The 15,748-nt window shown below is 63.9% G+C and carries 14 protein-coding genes; 6 read left to right on the top strand and 8 right to left on the bottom strand.

Going from position 1 to position 15,748, the window contains the following annotated elements:
- Window positions 1–139 precede the first annotated feature (139 nt).
- On the top strand, window positions 140–1,720 hold the full coding sequence (locus RXV95_RS09500; RefSeq protein ID WP_338465811.1) for a M28 family peptidase: 1,581 nt from the start codon (window positions 140–142) through the stop codon (window positions 1,718–1,720).
- 88 nt (window positions 1,721–1,808) lie between these two features.
- Here the strand turns inward: RXV95_RS09500 and rpoD are convergent, their stop codons facing one another.
- From rpoD to RXV95_RS09485, 3 genes are all read right to left on the bottom strand, one after another.
- Entirely contained in the window at window positions 1,809–3,830 is a 2,022-nt protein-coding gene (gene rpoD / locus RXV95_RS09495; protein ID WP_338465810.1) for an RNA polymerase sigma factor RpoD, read from the bottom strand.
- 16 nt (window positions 3,831–3,846) lie between these two features.
- A complete protein-coding gene (gene dnaG / locus RXV95_RS09490; RefSeq protein ID WP_338465809.1) occupies window positions 3,847–5,685 on the bottom strand; it encodes a DNA primase in 1,839 nt (612 codons plus the stop codon).
- Window positions 5,686–5,782: 97 nt separating this feature from the next.
- Window positions 5,783–6,235 carry a GatB/YqeY domain-containing protein gene (locus RXV95_RS09485; protein ID WP_338465808.1) on the bottom strand — a complete coding sequence of 151 codons (453 nt, stop codon included), beginning with the start codon at window positions 6,233–6,235 and terminating at the stop codon, window positions 5,783–5,785.
- Between the two features lie 165 nt (window positions 6,236–6,400).
- Here RXV95_RS09485 and carA point away from each other — a divergent pair, with 165 nt between their 5' ends.
- From carA to greA, 4 genes are all read left to right on the top strand, one after another.
- The gene (gene carA / locus RXV95_RS09480) at window positions 6,401–7,588 is read left to right on the top strand and encodes a glutamine-hydrolyzing carbamoyl-phosphate synthase small subunit (protein ID WP_338465807.1); all 1,188 of its coding nucleotides are present in this window, start codon (window positions 6,401–6,403) and stop codon (window positions 7,586–7,588) included.
- A gap of 10 nt (window positions 7,589–7,598) precedes the next feature.
- Complete coding sequence (locus RXV95_RS09475) at window positions 7,599–7,823, top strand: hypothetical protein (RefSeq protein WP_338465806.1); 225 nt, start codon at window positions 7,599–7,601, stop codon at window positions 7,821–7,823.
- Window positions 7,823–11,161 (top strand): carbamoyl-phosphate synthase large subunit, encoded by a 3,339-nt coding sequence (gene carB, locus RXV95_RS09470; protein ID WP_338465805.1) that lies wholly within the window; start codon window positions 7,823–7,825, stop codon window positions 11,159–11,161. The genes RXV95_RS09475 and carB overlap by 1 nt, the downstream gene beginning before the upstream one ends.
- 117 nt (window positions 11,162–11,278) lie before the next feature.
- The gene (gene greA, locus RXV95_RS09465) at window positions 11,279–11,755 is read left to right on the top strand and encodes a transcription elongation factor GreA (protein WP_338465804.1); all 477 of its coding nucleotides are present in this window, start codon (window positions 11,279–11,281) and stop codon (window positions 11,753–11,755) included.
- 64 nt (window positions 11,756–11,819) lie between these two features.
- Here the strand turns inward: greA and RXV95_RS09460 are convergent, their stop codons facing one another.
- From RXV95_RS09460 to RXV95_RS09440, 5 genes are all read right to left on the bottom strand, one after another.
- Window positions 11,820–12,044 carry a DUF4170 domain-containing protein gene (locus RXV95_RS09460; RefSeq protein WP_338465803.1) on the bottom strand — a complete coding sequence of 75 codons (225 nt, stop codon included), beginning with the start codon at window positions 12,042–12,044 and terminating at the stop codon, window positions 11,820–11,822.
- 88 nt (window positions 12,045–12,132) lie between these two features.
- Complete coding sequence (locus RXV95_RS09455) at window positions 12,133–12,681, bottom strand: hypothetical protein (RefSeq protein ID WP_338465802.1); 549 nt, start codon at window positions 12,679–12,681, stop codon at window positions 12,133–12,135.
- Window positions 12,678–13,028: a hypothetical protein gene (locus RXV95_RS09450; protein WP_338465801.1), complete on the bottom strand. Its 351-nt coding sequence runs from the start codon at window positions 13,026–13,028 to the stop codon at window positions 12,678–12,680. The genes RXV95_RS09455 and RXV95_RS09450 overlap by 4 nt, the downstream gene beginning before the upstream one ends.
- The gene (locus RXV95_RS09445; protein ID WP_338465800.1) at window positions 13,025–13,441 is read right to left on the bottom strand and encodes a phage holin family protein; all 417 of its coding nucleotides are present in this window, start codon (window positions 13,439–13,441) and stop codon (window positions 13,025–13,027) included. The genes RXV95_RS09450 and RXV95_RS09445 overlap by 4 nt, the downstream gene beginning before the upstream one ends.
- Window positions 13,442–13,471: 30 nt before the next feature.
- The gene (locus tag RXV95_RS09440) at window positions 13,472–14,092 is read right to left on the bottom strand and encodes a hypothetical protein (protein WP_338465799.1); all 621 of its coding nucleotides are present in this window, start codon (window positions 14,090–14,092) and stop codon (window positions 13,472–13,474) included.
- A gap of 239 nt (window positions 14,093–14,331) precedes the next feature.
- Between RXV95_RS09440 and eno the strand changes: the two genes are divergently transcribed.
- Window positions 14,332–15,618 (top strand): phosphopyruvate hydratase, encoded by a 1,287-nt coding sequence (gene eno, locus RXV95_RS09435; RefSeq protein WP_338465798.1) that lies wholly within the window; start codon window positions 14,332–14,334, stop codon window positions 15,616–15,618.
- The last annotated feature ends 130 nt before the right edge of the window (window positions 15,619–15,748 follow it).

Genomic DNA, 15,748 nt, shown 5'->3' with positions numbered 1-15,748 from the left:
GGGGACATTCGACATGCGTAACTGGTTCGCGTTTCTGATTGCGTTGTGCGGTGCGTTTGCGCTTGCGGTCATAGGGACGACTCCGCCCGGACCGCTCCCGGCCAACGCTCCACCGCGCGAATTTTCGGCGGGCCGCGCCATGGCGGATATCGAGGCGATCGGTCGCGTCCCACACCCGGCCGGAAGCGCGGACCACGAGCGCATCCGCGGATACCTGGTCAAGCGTCTGGAAAGCCTGGGCTTCCATGTCGTCACGCACCCCGTGCCGTTGACCGCAACGGGACGCAAGGCGGTGGACCGGCAGGGCGGCAAAGCCGTTCCCTCCCCGCGACTCGTCAATATCGTCGCGACCTATCCGGGCACCGATCCCGCGATGCCCGCGGTTCTGCTGATGGCGCATTACGACAGTGTTTGGGGGTCTCCCGCCGCTGCGGACGATGGCGCGGGCGTTGCCTCCGTGCTGGAAGCGTCGCGCGCGATTCTTTCGCAGGGGCGGCCAAGGCGCACGCTGATGGTGCTGTTCACCGATGGCGAGGAACTGGGGCTGGACGGCGCGCACGGTTTCTTCAGCGCAGATCCTTTGCGCAAGAAGGTGGGCGTGGTCGTAAATACCGAGGCGCGCGGCGGGGGCGGGCGCACCTCGATGTTCGAGACGGGCGAGGATAACGGCGTGATGATGCGCCTGTTCGCGCGAAGCGTGCATCGCCCGGTGGCCAGTTCGTTGAGCGTGTTCGTCTACAAGGTGCTGCCCAACGATACCGACATGACCGAATCGAAGGCCGTCGGGCTTCCCGGATTCAACTTCGCATTCATCGGCAGGCCGCAACTCTATCATTCGCCCGCCGCGACGCCCGCGGCACTGGACCAGGGGGCGATGCAGGACATGGGGCGGCAGGTGCTGGATATCGCGCGCGGCCTGCTTTCGGCGCAAAAGCTGCCGGGCAGGGCGCCCGACCTTGTCTTCTTCGACCTGTTCGGTCTGGTTTTCGTGCATTACGCGGCAGCATTCGGATGGGCGATCCTGGGGCTGGCCATTGCCGGCTATGCCATCGGGGGCTGGAAGCGCACGCGGGCTGGCGCCTTGGGTCGCGGATTCGCCTCGCTGCTGCTGCTCGTCGCCGGGGCGGGCGTGGCCCTGTGGCTGTTCAACCTGCTTTCGGGCGCGGGGCCGAACGTCAATTATTATGACCGACTGGCCGCCATCCCGCGCCTTGAAGCACAGGCCCTGCTGATATGCGCTGCCGTGTGGACGCTGGTGACCGGCTGGACGGGAATCCGCCGCGAAGAAACGACACCGGGATTCGCGATCGGTGCCGCCATACCGCTGCTCGCGCTTGGGGCGGTGGCACAAGCGCTGGCGCCGACGGCGGCATATCCGATCCTTGTGCCACTGTTGCTGGGAGGGATGGCGCTCGCGGCATCCCGGCTGGGAAAGTTGGCGGGAACGCTGGCCGGTAGCGCCGCCGCAATGATCGGTATCGGCTATATGCTGACGCTGGGGCATCTGGCGATGCAGGCGGTGGGACCGGTCATGCCGTTTGCCGCCGTGGTGCCGCTGGCGCTTTCATCCGCCCTTGCCTGGCCGCTGGTGCGGATCACGGCAAGCGGCAGGGCGACATTCTTCAGCGCGATCCTGCTGTTTGCGGCAGCGGGCATCGCCTTGTGGGTGCGCCTCGACCCGATTGCGCCAACTGTCGCGGTCTACAGTTCGGATCACTGATATCGACGCTGCGCAATGAAAAGGGGCGCCAGCATCGCCGGCGCCCCTCCTGATTTCGTGTTGGCTGATTTCGTGTTGGCAGCGTGCTTTACTGGTCGAGGAAGCTGCGCATCTTGCGGCTGCGGCTCGGGTGCTTGAGCTTGCGCAGCGCCTTCGCCTCGATCTGGCGGATGCGTTCGCGGGTAACGGAGAACTGCTGGCCCACTTCCTCAAGCGTGTGATCGGTATTCATGCCGATGCCGAAGCGCATGCGCAGCACGCGCTCCTCGCGCGGGGTAAGGCTGGCCAGCACGCGCGTGACCGTTTCCTTGAGGTTCGACTGGATCGCCGCGTCCACCGGGATAATCGCGTTCTTGTCCTCGATGAAATCGCCCAGATGGCTGTCTTCCTCGTCGCCGATCGGCGTTTCGAGGGAGATCGGCTCCTTGGCGATCTTCATCACCTTGCGCACCTTTTCGAGCGGCATCGAAAGCCGTTCGGCCATTTCCTCCGGCGTGGGCTCACGCCCTTGCTCGTGCAGGAACTGGCGGGATGTGCGCACCAGCTTGTTGATCGTTTCGATCATGTGCACCGGGATGCGAATGGTGCGCGCCTGGTCGGCAATCGAGCGGGTGATCGCCTGCCTGATCCACCACGTCGCATACGTGCTGAACTTGTAACCGCGGCGGTATTCGAACTTGTCGACCGCCTTCATCAGGCCAATGTTGCCTTCCTGAATAAGATCAAGGAACTGCAAACCGCGATTGGTGTATTTCTTGGCGATCGAGATCACGAGCCGCAGGTTCGCCTCGACCATTTCCTTCTTGGCGATGCGCGCTTCGCGTTCGCCCTTCTGGACCATGTTCACGATGCGGCGGAATTCGCCCAGCGACATGCCGGTGGCGGCCGCGATGTCGGCGATTTCGGCGCGGATGCGTTCAACCGCTTCGACTTCGGCGTCGGCAAACGCGGCCCACTTCTTGTCCTTGCCGCTTTGCGCCTGGAGCCAGTTTTCATCCAGCTCGTTGCCGATGTAGCTTTCAAGGAAATCCTTGCGAGACACCTTGTAGCGCTCGGCAAGGCGAAGCATCTGGCCGCCCAGCGCGGTCAGCCGGCGGTTGAAGGCATAGAGGTTGTCGACCAGGAATTCGATCTTGGTCGCGTGGAACTGCACGCTTTCCACCTGCGCGGTAAGGTCTTCGCGCAGCTGCTGGTACTGCTTTTCCTTGGCCGGCGGGAACGGGTTGCCCGCGCCCAGCGCGTCGAGGCGCGCGGCCTGGATCTTTTCGAACTTGCGGAAAAGGTCCGTAATCGTCGCGAACTTCTCAAGCGCTTCGGGCTTCAGCGCCGCCTCCATCTGGGCGAGCGAGAGGGTGTTGTCCTCGTCGTCGTCCTCCGTCTGGCGGGTGCGCCGTTCGCGCAGGCCGTCTTCGTCGTCTTCCTCGGACTCTTCCTCTTCGACGTCGTCCTCTTCCTTGTAGGAAGGGCCGGCCGTCTTTTCGGAAATCTCGCCGTCGTCTTCGCCTTCCTCGTCATCCGAAAGGTTTTCGGGCGCAGGCTCCTTCGACAGCATGGCGTCGAGATCGAGGATCTCGCGCAGCTGCATTTCGCCGTTGTTCAGCGCCTCGGACCACAGGATGATGGCGTGGAAGGTGATCGGGCTTTCGCACAGGCCCATGATCATCGTGTCGCGCCCGGCCTCAATACGCTTGGCGATCGCGATTTCGCCTTCGCGGCTGAGCAGTTCGACCGCGCCCATCTCGCGCAGGTACATGCGCACCGGGTCGTCGGTCCGTTCGACCGTTTCCTTTTTCTTGGTCTCGACCTGCGGCTTGGGGCTGCCGCCGCTGTCGTCGTCGTTCGATTCGTCGATCTCTTCCGGCCCCTGATCCTCCTGATCGTTCGCGTCCTCGTCGGATTCGACGATGTTGACGCCCATCTCGGAGATGGCGGCCATGATGTCCTCGATCTGGTCGGGGCTCATCTGGTCGGAGGGCAGAGCCTCGTTGAGTTCATCGACCGTGATAACGCCGCGGCGCTTCGCACGGGCGATCAGCTTCTTGATCGAAGCATCGTTGAGGTCGATCAGCGGAGCATCGCCGCTATCGGTTTCGTTGGTGGTCGAAGCCATCGCTCGTCTGTTTTACCTATTCCTGCCCCGCGCGGGAGCTTGCCATTTGCCTCAAGCGGGCCTCGAAGGCCAGCTTTCGTTCACGAAGCCTTTGCTGTTCGGCAAAGGCCTCGTCTGAAAGTTCCTGTTCGAAGCGCCGTGTCGCTTCTGCCAGCGCCGCCTCGATAGCCGGTCTTTCAACCAGCAGGGAGAGCGCTTCGGCAAGTTCATCGCCCCCGCTTCCGCTGCCGGCCTCCAGAAAACCGAACCGCATTCCGGCATAATCGGAAGGTTGCGGAACCTTCAACCGACGTTCGGCCAATATGGTATGGAGTGCAGCGGTTTCAAGCGGTTCCGTGCGTTCCGAAATTTCGATGAGCGCGTCGATCGTCGCGGCAAAGCCCCGGTCGGGCGAATCGACCTTCGCCAGCGTCTCCGCATGGCGTGCCAGAAAGGCCGGACGCGCGATAAATCCGGCGACGACGGCGGCCAGCAGGCCATCCCCGTTGCCGATCCGCCGCAGCCTGTCTCGCGCCTGTGCGGGCATCGGCGGGGGTGCGGCCGCGCGCCAGGGAGCAACCCCGCGCGGCGATCCGCGCTGGCGGTCGCGCCGCGCGAAGGCAAACGAATCGAATCGCTCCAGCAGGTCGCGGCGGTAGAGCGAACGGATATCGGGGTGCTGGATCGTCTCGACATGGTCCAGCAGGCGCGCCTTCAGACCCGCCTTGTCTTCGGGCGTGACAAGCGGTGACGCATCGCGCTCAGCCTCCCACAGGGTCTCGACCAGCGACTTGCCGCCTTCCAGCACGCGCTCCATCGCTTGCGGTCCTTCGGCCTTGATCAGGTCGTCCGGGTCCATCCCGCCTGGCAGGCTGACGATGCGAAGCGAATGGCCGGGGCGCAGCAGGGGGAGGGCGCGCTCCACCGCGCGCTTCGCGGCGCGCTTGCCCGCCGCGTCTCCATCGAAGCACAGCACGGGCGTTTCGACCACGCGCCAGAGCCGTTCGATCTGGTGCTCGGTCAGCGCCGTGCCCAGCGGGGCGACCGCCTCCGCGATTCCGGCGGCGGCGAGGGCCACCACGTCCATGTACCCTTCCACCACGACCAGCCGGTCCGTCCGGCGCGCGGCGGGCGCGGCGCGGTGCAGGTTGTAAAGCGTGCGCCCCTTGTCGAACAGCGGGGTATCGGGCGAATTGAGATACTTGGGCGCGTCGGTCTTCGCCGTATCCAGGATGCGCCCGCCGAACGCGATCACCCGTCCGCGCGCATCGTGGATCGGCAGCATCAGCCGGTTCCGGAAACGGTCATAGGGATCGCGGTCTTCCACAACGATGCGAAGGCCTGCCTCCACCAGCATTTCGTGCGGGAACTGGTGCAGCGCCTCTTTCAGCGCGGTGCGGCTGTCCGGCGCGAAGCCGAAGCCGAATTCCTGCACGATTCTCGCCGGAAACCCGCGCGTTTCAAGGTAGCGCCGCGCCGCCGCGCCGCCTTCGGTGGAGAGTTCGTGCACGAAGAACGACTGCGCGGCGGCCATGACGTCATGCAGCGACTTCTGTTCCTCCGCCCGCCGCGCCGCGCGCGGATCGGGGGCGGGCAGTTCCATTCCCGCTTCGACTGCCAGTTCCTTCACCGCGTCCATGAACGAAAGGCCGCGCTGGTCGGTCATCCAGCGGATCACGTCGCCATGCGCGCCACAGCCGAAGCAGTGATAGAAGCCCTTTTCGTCATTGACGGTGAAGCTGGGCGACTTCTCGTTATGGAACGGGCAGCACGCCTTGAATTCGCGCCCCGCCTTGGTGAGCCGCGTCGTCCGCCCGATCACGCCCGAAAGCGAGATGCGCGACCGCAGTTCATCCAGCCATTGTGGCGTCAGCATCCTCCCCTCCCGCGCGCGGGAGGGGCCGGGGGCGGGCGAAACCGGGCGAGACCTGACGGCCTGCCCCAAACCCCTCCCGCAGGCGGGAGGGGCCGTGTCACGCCAGCGCCGCCTTCACCAGCGCGCTTGCCTTGCCCATGTCGAGCTGCGGTCCGTGGCGTGCTTTCAGTTCGGCAATGACCTTGCCCATGTCCTTCATGCCTGAAGCGCCGAGTTCGGCCTTGATCGATTCGATTGCGGCCTTCACCTCGTCCTCGCCCATCTGCGCGGGCAGGAATTCCTCGATCACCGCCAGCTCACCGGCTTCGGCATCGGCCAGTTCCTGCCGGCCACCCTGTTCGTACATCGCAATCGATTCGCGCCGCTGCTTGACCATCTTCTGCAGCACATCGGTAACAAGCGCGTCGTCGTCCGGCACGTTCGATGCCGTGCGCAGTTCGATGTCCTTGTCCTTCAGCCTGGCGAGGATCAGCCGGACGGCGGCCAGGCGCGGCTTGTCGCCCGCCTTCATCGCCGAAACCTGCGCGGCCTTGATCGAGTCGCGGATCATGTGTCTTTCGCTTTCATTCTGGAACGGTTTCACGCCTTGGCGGAAAAGACGTCATTTAAGCGAAACTTTCGCGGTTCGCTAGGTTGACGCTTGCCCCTTCGAGGTCTAGCGGCGGTGCCTTAGCAAACATCGCTGAAAACCCATCGTAACGGAGCGCCCTTGTCCATGGCCGACCCCGCATCTTCGCACGCGCCTCAACCGAAAGACGCGACGGGCGTTCTTGTCCTTGCAGACGGCTCGGTGGCCTGGGGCAAGGGCTTTGGCGCGGTGGGCAGCGCGGTGGGCGAAGTGTGCTTCAACACCGCGATGACCGGATACGAAGAGGTGATGACCGATCCCTCTTACGCCGCGCAGATCGTGACCTTCACGTTCCCCCATATCGGAAACGTCGGCACCAATGACGAAGACGTGGAAAGTCACGATACGCCGGGCGCGGTGGGATGCGTGGTGCGCGAGGATATTACCGCGCCCAGCAATTTCCGCTCAACCGGCACGTTTCAGGCGTGGCTGGAGAAAATGGGCAAGATCGGCCTTGCCGGGGTGGACACCCGCGCGCTCACCCGCCGCATCCGCCTGTCTGGCGCGCCCAACGCGGCGATCGCGCACGATCCCGAAGGCAAGTTCGACATTCCCGCTCTGCTGAAACGCGCGCAGGAATGGCCGGGGCTGGAAGGCATGGACCTCGCCAAGGTCGTGACGCACGCAAAGCCGTTCGACTGGGAAGGCAGCGTGTGGACGCTGGGCCACGGTTACGGCGAAGCGCCGGACGATCACCGGCCGCACGTTGTCGCCATAGACTATGGCGCGAAAGACAACATCTTCCGCAATCTGGTGAAGGCGGGCGCGAAGGTAACGGTCGTCCCCGCCGAAACCCCGCTGAGCGCGATCCTGGCGATGAAGCCCGCGGGCGTGTTTCTTTCCAACGGCCCCGGTGATCCGGCGGCGACCGGCGAATACGCGGTGCCGGTGATCAAGGGACTGCTGGATGCGGACATTCCGCTGTTCGGCATCTGCCTTGGCCACCAGATGTTGGGCATCGCGGCGGGCGCGAAGACCGCCAAGATGCACCAGGGCCACCGCGGCGCGAACCATCCGGTGCAGCGAGTGGGCGAGGGGTGGGGCGAAACCGCCGGCCTTGTAGAGATCACCAGCATGAACCACGGCTTCGCGGTGGACGGCGCAACGCTGCCCGACACCGTGGAGCAGACCCACGTATCGCTGTTCGACGGATCGAACTGCGGCATCGCAATCAAGGGCAAGAAGGCCTTCGGCGTGCAATACCACCCCGAAGCGTCGCCGGGACCGATGGACAGTTTTTATCTGTTCGAGAAGTTCGTGGGGATGCTCAGCTAGGAGGCAGAAAATGGCAGTAGTTCGCACTTTCGACGAGAAAGAGTTGGACCGTCCGAGCAAGCACTCCGAGGTCGAAGCAACAATTTCATTGGTCGAAGCGGATGGCGAAAAGTTCGTTCAAATCGACACCTATGGTTCCAAGGATCGAGCGATCCCTGGGAAGGTATCTCAGAGCTTACGCTTGACCAAGTCGGCGTTCGAGCAACTCAAGACTTTGGCGGAAAAGCACTTCTAATGCCCAAACGCACTGACATTTCCTCGATCCTCGTCATCGGCGCCGGGCCGATTGTCATCGGCCAGGCTTGCGAGTTCGATTATTCGGGCACGCAGGCGATCAAGGCGCTGAAGGAAGAGGGCTATCGCATCGTCCTGGTCAATTCGAATCCGGCGACGATCATGACCGATCCCGAAATGGCGGACGCGACCTATGTCGAGCCGATCACGCCCGCGATGGTCGCCAAGATCATCGAGAAGGAGCGGCCAGACGCGGTGCTTCCCACGATGGGCGGCCAGACGGCATTGAATACCGCGCTGGCGCTGGCGCAGGACGGCACGCTGGAAAAGTTCGGCGTAACGATGATCGGCGCCAACGCCGAAGCCATCGACAAGGCCGAGGACCGGATGAAATTCCGTGAGGCGATGGACAAGATCGGGCTGGAATCCGCCCGTTCGGGCATCGCGCATACCGTGGACGAGGCGCTGGCGGTGCTGGAACGCACCGGCCTTCCGGCGATCATCCGTCCCAGCTTCACGCTGGGCGGCACCGGCGGCGGCGTCGCCTACAACAAGGAAGAGTTCCTTTCCATCGTCCGCGGCGGGCTGGAGGCCAGCCCCACGAACGAGGTGCTGATCGAGGAATCGCTGCTCGGCTGGAAGGAATATGAGATGGAGGTCGTGCGCGATCGCGCCGATAACGCCATCATCATCTGCTCGATCGAAAACGTCGATCCGATGGGCGTCCACACCGGGGATTCGATCACCGTCGCTCCGGCGCTGACGCTGACCGACAAGGAATACCAGATCATGCGCAACGCCAGCCTTGCTGTGCTGCGCGAAATCGGTGTGGAAACGGGCGGTTCGAACGTTCAGTTCGCGGTCAACCCGAAGGACGGGCGCCTGATCGTGATCGAGATGAACCCGCGCGTCAGCCGCTCATCTGCACTGGCGTCCAAGGCGACGGGCTTCCCCATCGCCAAGGTCGCGGCAAAGCTGGCCGTGGGCTATACGCTGGACGAGATCACCAACGATATCACCGGCGCCACGCCCGCGAGCTTTGAACCGACCATCGACTATGTCGTGACCAAAATCCCGCGCTTCGCGTTCGAGAAGTTCAAGGGATCGGAACCGCTGCTGACCACCGCAATGAAATCGGTGGGCGAGGTCATGGCCATCGGCCGCAACTTCAAGGAATCGATGCAGAAGGCGCTGCGCGGGCTTGAAACCGGGCTGGACGGCTTCAATCGCGTGGAAGAGCTGGAAGGCGCGACCCGCGACGAGATTACCGCCGCGCTCAGCCGCGCGACGCCCGAAAGGCTGCTCTACGTCGCGCAGGCGTTCCGCGAAGGGCTGACCGTGGAAGACGTTCACGCGGTGACGAAGTATGACTTGTGGTTCCTGCGTCACATCTTTGAAATCGTTGAGGAAGAAGAAAAGATCGTTGCGGGCGGGCTGCCCAACGATGCGGCGGGCCTGCGGCGGTTGAAGGCCATGGGCTTTTCCGACAGGCGCCTTGCCACGCTGGCGGTGCGTTCGGTCGGTGTTGCCGGCGGTATGGGCGAGACGCAGGCGAAAAGCGCGGGGCTGCTCCACGATACGCTGCGCGCCATGGCCGGCGCGACCAGCGAGGACGAAGTGCGCGCGCTGCGCCACAAGCTGGGCGTGCGCCCGGTGTTCAAGCGGATTGACAGCTGCGCGGCCGAGTTCGAGGCGATCACGCCCTATATGTATTCGACATACGAGGCTCCTCTGTTCGGCGAGGCCGAGAACGAGGCTGATCCCAGCGACCGCAAGAAGATCGTGATCCTGGGCGGCGGGCCGAACCGCATCGGGCAGGGGATAGAGTTCGACTATTGCTGCTGCCACGCCTGCTTCGCGCTGGCCGATCCAGATGCAGTGGGCGGGGGCTTCGAGACCATCATGGTCAACTGCAACCCGGAAACGGTGAGCACCGACTATGACACGTCAGACCGTCTCTATTTCGAGCCGCTGACCGCTGAGGATGTGCTGGAAATCCTTGAGGTCGAACAGTCGAAGGGAACGCTGGTCGGCGTGATCGTGCAGTTCGGCGGGCAGACGCCGCTGAAACTGGCGGGCGCGCTGGAAAAGGCGGGCATTCCGATCCTGGGCACATCGCCCGACGCCATCGACCTTGCCGAAGACCGTGAACGCTTTGCCAAGCTGATCGAGAAGCTGAAGCTGAAGCAGCCGGCCAACGGCATAGCGCGCAGCCGCGACGAGGCCGTCGCCGTGGCCGAACGCATCGGCTATCCGGTGCTGATCCGCCCGTCCTATGTGCTGGGTGGCCGCGCGATGGAGATCGTCGACAGCCTGGCCCAGCTTGACGACTATATCGCCACGGCGGTCCACGTTTCGGGCGAAAGCCCGGTGCTGATCGATCAATATTTGCGCGACGCGATAGAGTGCGATGTCGATGCCCTGTCCGACGGGACGGACGTTACCGTTGCGGGCATCCTCCAGCATATCGAGGAAGCGGGCATCCATTCGGGTGACAGTGCCTGCACCCTGCCGCCCTACAGCCTGCCCGCCGACGTGGTGGACGAGATGGAGCGCCAGGCGGTGCTTCTGGCCAAGGCGCTGAACGTGCGCGGGCTGATGAACGTGCAATTCGCGGTGAAGGACGGCGAGGTTTACCTGATCGAAGTGAACCCGCGCGCAAGCCGCACCGTGCCCTTCGTCGCCAAGGCGATCGGCCAGCCCATCGCCAAGTTTGCAGCGCGCCTGATGGCGGGCGAAAAACTGTCGGACCTTCCGCCGATCAAGCGTGAGATCGATTACATGGCGGTGAAGGAAGCGGTGTTCCCCTTCGCGCGCTTCCCCGGCGTCGACCCGGTGTTGAGCCCGGAAATGAAATCGACCGGCGAAGTAATGGGGATCGACCGCAATTTCGCGGTCGCCTTCGCCAAGTCGCAGCTTGGCGCGGGGATGACCCTGCCGCAGAAAGGCGTGCTGTTCGTATCGGTGAAAGACAGCGACAAGCCGCACATCCTGCCCGCGGTAAGGAAGCTGCTCGACCTGGGCTTCGAAGTGATCGCAACCGGCGGCACCCAGCGTTACCTGGCAGAGGCCGGATTGCCGGTAGAGCGCGTGAACAAGGTGGCAGAAGGCCGCCCGCATATCGTGGACCGGATCATCGACGGCGATATCTCGCTCATCTTCAACACGACCGAAGGCTGGCAGAGCCACAAGGATTCCGCGTCGATCCGCGCTTCGGCGCTTACGGGGCGGGTATCCTATTTCACCACGGCCGCTGCCAGCGTAGCCGCGGCGGAGGCGATCGAGGCGATGCGAACGGCGCAACTTGCGGTGCGTTCATTGCAGGACTATTATAGCTGACGCTCTTACGTGTTCCCATGCATTGCGACAGGTAACGGCCGGACCGGCGGAATGCCGGACGGCAGGCCGGACTTGTCGCTGAATTTGCGGAGGAACGAGGCAAGGAAAGGTTTTTGAATGGCAACCACGGACAAGCTGCCGATGCTGGCGGAAGGCTATGAAAAGCTGACCCGCGAGTTGAAGGCGCTGCGTGAGGAGCGCCCGAAGATCGTCGACGCGATCGAGGAAGCGCGCGCTCACGGCGACCTGTCGGAAAATGCCGAGTATCACGCCGCCAAGGAACGGCAGGGGCAGGTGGAAGCGACCATCGCGGATCTTGAAGACAAGATCAGCCGCGCGCAGATCATCGACCCCAAGACCCTTTCGGGCGACCGCATCGTGTTTGGCGCGACCGTTACTCTGCTCGACGAGGACGACAAGCCGGTGCGATACCAGATCGTGGGCCAGGCCGAAGCGGACGCCAAGGTCGGCCGCATCAGCTATAACTCGCCGCTGGGGCGCGCCCTGATCGGCCGCAAGGTGGAAGAAGAGATCGAAGTCACCGTGCCATCGGGCGACAAGTTCTATCTGGTCAACAAGATCGAGTTCATCTGAACCGGCATTCCCGCTGACAGATCGCAAAACGCAAAAGGGGAGCCCGCAGGCTCCCCTTTTCGATTCACTCGCCGGGAAGTTCGGGTTCCAGAAGGCGGTGAAGGTGGACGATCACGTATTTCATTTCCGCGTCGTCCACGGTGCGCTGCGCATTGCTGCGCCAGGCTTCCTCGGCCGAGGCATAATCGGGGAAAACCCCGACGAGGTGGACCTTGTTCAGATCTACGAATTCAAGGCCCTGCGGGTTCTTGACCCGCCCGCCCATGACGAGATGGAGTTTCTGCTGCATCGCTGCTTTCCGTTGGGAGAGGATTCAAGGCAAGCCACTGGCAAAACAGACATCAAAGCGCAAGGTGCGAAGTTGCGTAACGTGCAACTCAATCGCGAAAGCGGGCCGTGATCTCGCTTGCCCGGCGCAAGGCGGCATCGCTCGCCTCGCGGGCGGACTCGATTGCGGCTTCGGCAAGGTCCGCCGCCATCTTGCGCATTTCGGAAGAGGCCTCTGTAATGCGTTCGCCAGAGGATTCGGCAATTCCGCCAGCCACACGGCGCGCCTGCGACGTGGCATCGCCCACGCTTTCACCCAGATCCTCAAGCCGCTCCATGCCGTCACGCCCAGCCTCGCGCGCGCCCGACGCGGCGCGGGTTGCATAGGCAACCGCCATCTCGCCCGCGGCGGCGGCAAGGCGCGACAACCTGCCGGCCCCCGATTCCTGCTTCCGCCGCCGACGGGGCCAAAGCGCCGCCACAAGCCCGCCTACGGCCACGCCGCCTGCGATAACGGCGAACGGATGTTCCTGGACGAACTGACGCGTCGCGGTAGCAGCGTCCTTCGCCTCGCGCGCGGCCACACCGGCCCTTTGCTCAACACGTTCGCGTGCGGCCTCTATCCGTTCGCGAACCCGTTCCCTGCGCTCGTCGCTCAATTCCCGTCTCCTGTGACATTGCCGCCGGCGTCGCTGTCGCCTTCCGACGGATCGGTGCTTCGGTCGCCGATCGCCCGGAAGAGGCCGAAAACCGGATCCCTGAACAACCAGCCCAGAAGCGCCAGAATTGTTCCCGCGACAACGGATTTGTGACTGCTGGCGATATCGCGGGCCTGCTCAATCGCGTCGGCGACCTCTTCTGTTGCGCGGTCCTTTACGCGGTTGGCCAGCACACGCCCGTTCAAGCCCTCGCGCACTTCGTCAATGTCCCCGCGCACAAGCCGCCATGCTTCGGCGCGCAATTCGCGCGCTTCGGCAAGCGCTTCGGCATCCTTGCGCTCGCTCATCGCTGCGTTTCCCCGGAAGCATCGTCATTGGCGAGAAGCACCGTCCGGGCCTTGCGGAACAACATGATGGCCGAGCCGAGGCACAGCGCGGTCAGCAGGGCGAGCCCGCCCGTTACAACCGCAAGAGCGCCCCATTTGCCGAATAGCGGCGCAATCGCCAGCAACAGGCCAACGACGAGCGCCATCAGCGTGAAAAAGAAGAACGCCAGACCAAGCACCACCAGGCCGGCAATGATCTTGCTGCGACCCCAGGCATAGACGATGCGCGATTGCTGATAGGCCAGTTCCGCCTGGACCAGCGTCTGCCCGTCATCGATCAGGTCGCGCAGCGAATCGAACACCAGCGGCTCTTCGGCAGAACCGTCTTCGTCCGGACGCTTGTCGGCCAGGGGTTTGTCTTTCGATGAATCCATCGTCGCGGCAGCGGCCCGGCGCGCGGCCGGTCAGTCCTTCGACCCGCGGAACATACGCGCGACGAAAAACCCGGCCACGGCCGCGATGCCCAGAGCGGTGCCCGGACTCTTGCGCACGAATTCGCGCGCATCCTCGCCCAGTTCCTCAACGCTCTTGCTGTCGAGTTTGACCGCGGCTTCCTGCATCTGGCGCGAGGCGGAGCGGGCATAATCGCCATACTTCACGCCCAGCTTCTCATCGATGGTCGAAGCGGTGTCGCCGATGGACTTGCCCAGCGCGCCAAGCGCGTCGCTGGTGCGCGCCTTGCCTTCCCTGGCATAGCCGCTGGCTGCGTCCCTGGCCTGTCCGGCATAGCCCTTTGCGTCTTCGGCCCAACCCTTGGCATTGTCGCTTGCCTTGGCCCGATATCCGGCGGTGCGATCCCTGGCTTCGTCGCGCAGAGCCTCGACGCCTGCCTTCGCCTCGTCGATTGCCGCGGAAAAGCGCGACTTTGCCTTGTCTGTGTGGTTGGCGGCAACCGGCTGCGCCTTCACCTTGGCGGCGGCGGCCTTCGGCGCCTTGGCAGCGGCCGGCTTGGCCGGAGCCTTCTTGCGCGCCGCAGGTTTGCGTGGCTTCGGCGGGGCGGCGGGAGTGTCGGTGTTGTCGGCCATTGTTGTATGATCCTCCTTTTTCCGTTGCCCACGTCGGGTGCCAGCCCGTCGCCACCAGCGCGGCGACGAATTGATGATAACGCGTGAAAGGCAACTTCGCACCTGCGAAATCGACAAAGAAACGGGCTGGTCCGTCCAGTCACAATTCCTGAACGCCGCTTGCCTGCCAAGGTTCCAGCGGATAGGAGCCGCGCCAAGGCGGCAAACTACCGTTTGCAGCGCATTTCAGGGAGCCGAAAATGACTGCGATTATCGACATCCACGGGCGTGAAATCCTCGATAGCCGGGGCAATCCCACAGTGGAGGTCGATGTCTTGCTGGAAGACGGCAGCATGGGCCGCGCCGCCGTGCCTTCGGGCGCGTCGACCGGCGCGCACGAAGCGGTGGAACTGCGCGACGGCGACAAGGCGCGCTATCTGGGCAAGGGCGTGCTCAAGGCTGTCGCCGCCGTAAATGGCGAGATTTCCGACGCGATCCTGGGCCTCGACGCCGAAGACCAGCGCGATATCGACCTTGCGATGATCGCGCTCGACGGCACCGACAACAAGGGCCAGATCGGTGCGAACGCGATCCTGGGTGTCAGCCTTGCCGTGGCGAAGGCGGCCGCCGCCGCGCGCGGTTTGCCGCTGTATTCCTATATCGGCGGCGTTTCCGCGCATGTGCTGCCGGTTCCGATGATGAACATCATCAACGGTGGCGAACATGCCGACAACCCGATCGACTTCCAGGAATTCATGATCATGCCGGTCGGCGCGCCGACGCTGGCAGAGGCCGTGCGCTGGGGCGCGGAAGTGTTCCACACCCTCAAGAAGGGCCTTGCCGACAAGGGCCTGTCCACGTCGGTTGGCGACGAGGGCGGTTTTGCCCCCAACCTTGCCAGCACGCGCGACGCGCTGGATTTCGTTGTCGCCTCGATCGAAAAGGCGGGCTTCAAGCCGGGTGAGGAAATCGCGCTGGCGCTCGATTGCGCGTCGACGGAATTCTTCCGCGACGGCAAGTACGAGATCAGCGGAGAAGGGCTGAGCCTGACGCCCGAAGCCTTTGCCGATTACCTTGCCGCGCTGACCGATGCCTATCCGATCCGTTCGATCGAAGACGGCATGGCCGAAGACGATTTCGAGGGCTGGGCGGCCCTGACCGGTCTGATCGGCCACCGCACCCAGCTGGTGGGTGACGATCTTTTCGTGACGAACCCCAAGCGGTTGCAGATGGGCATCGGAAAGGGGCTGGCGAACTCGCTTCTGGTGAAGGTCAACCAGATCGGCACGCTGACCGAAACGCTGGAAGCCGTCAGCATCGCGCAACGCGCGGGCTATACCGCGGTGATGAGCCATCGTTCGGGTGAAACCGAGGATTCGACGATCGCCGATCTCGCGGTCGCGACCAACTGCGGACAGATCAAGACCGGCAGCCTTGCCCGGTCCGACCGGCTCGCCAAGTACAACCAGCTTATCCGGATCGAGGAAGAGCTGGGCGATTCCGCGCATTACGCTGGCGAAGGCGCGTTCGGACGGCTTGCGGGCTGATCGCGATCACCGGGAAAGTTGCGACTTTCCCGGTCCCCCCTCCGGTCATTTCCCGGTTCGTCCGTTTAGCGGATGACAAATGCCTATCGCGCGATATGCTCCAAGCCGGGAAGAGAATGACTGGAAGGAG

Source organism: Novosphingobium sp. ZN18A2 (genome assembly GCF_036784765.1).
Lineage (GTDB): Bacteria > Pseudomonadota > Alphaproteobacteria > Sphingomonadales > Sphingomonadaceae > Novosphingobium.
The sequence above is the reverse complement of the archived record's forward strand: the minus strand, read 5'-3'. Positions and strand labels throughout refer to the sequence as shown.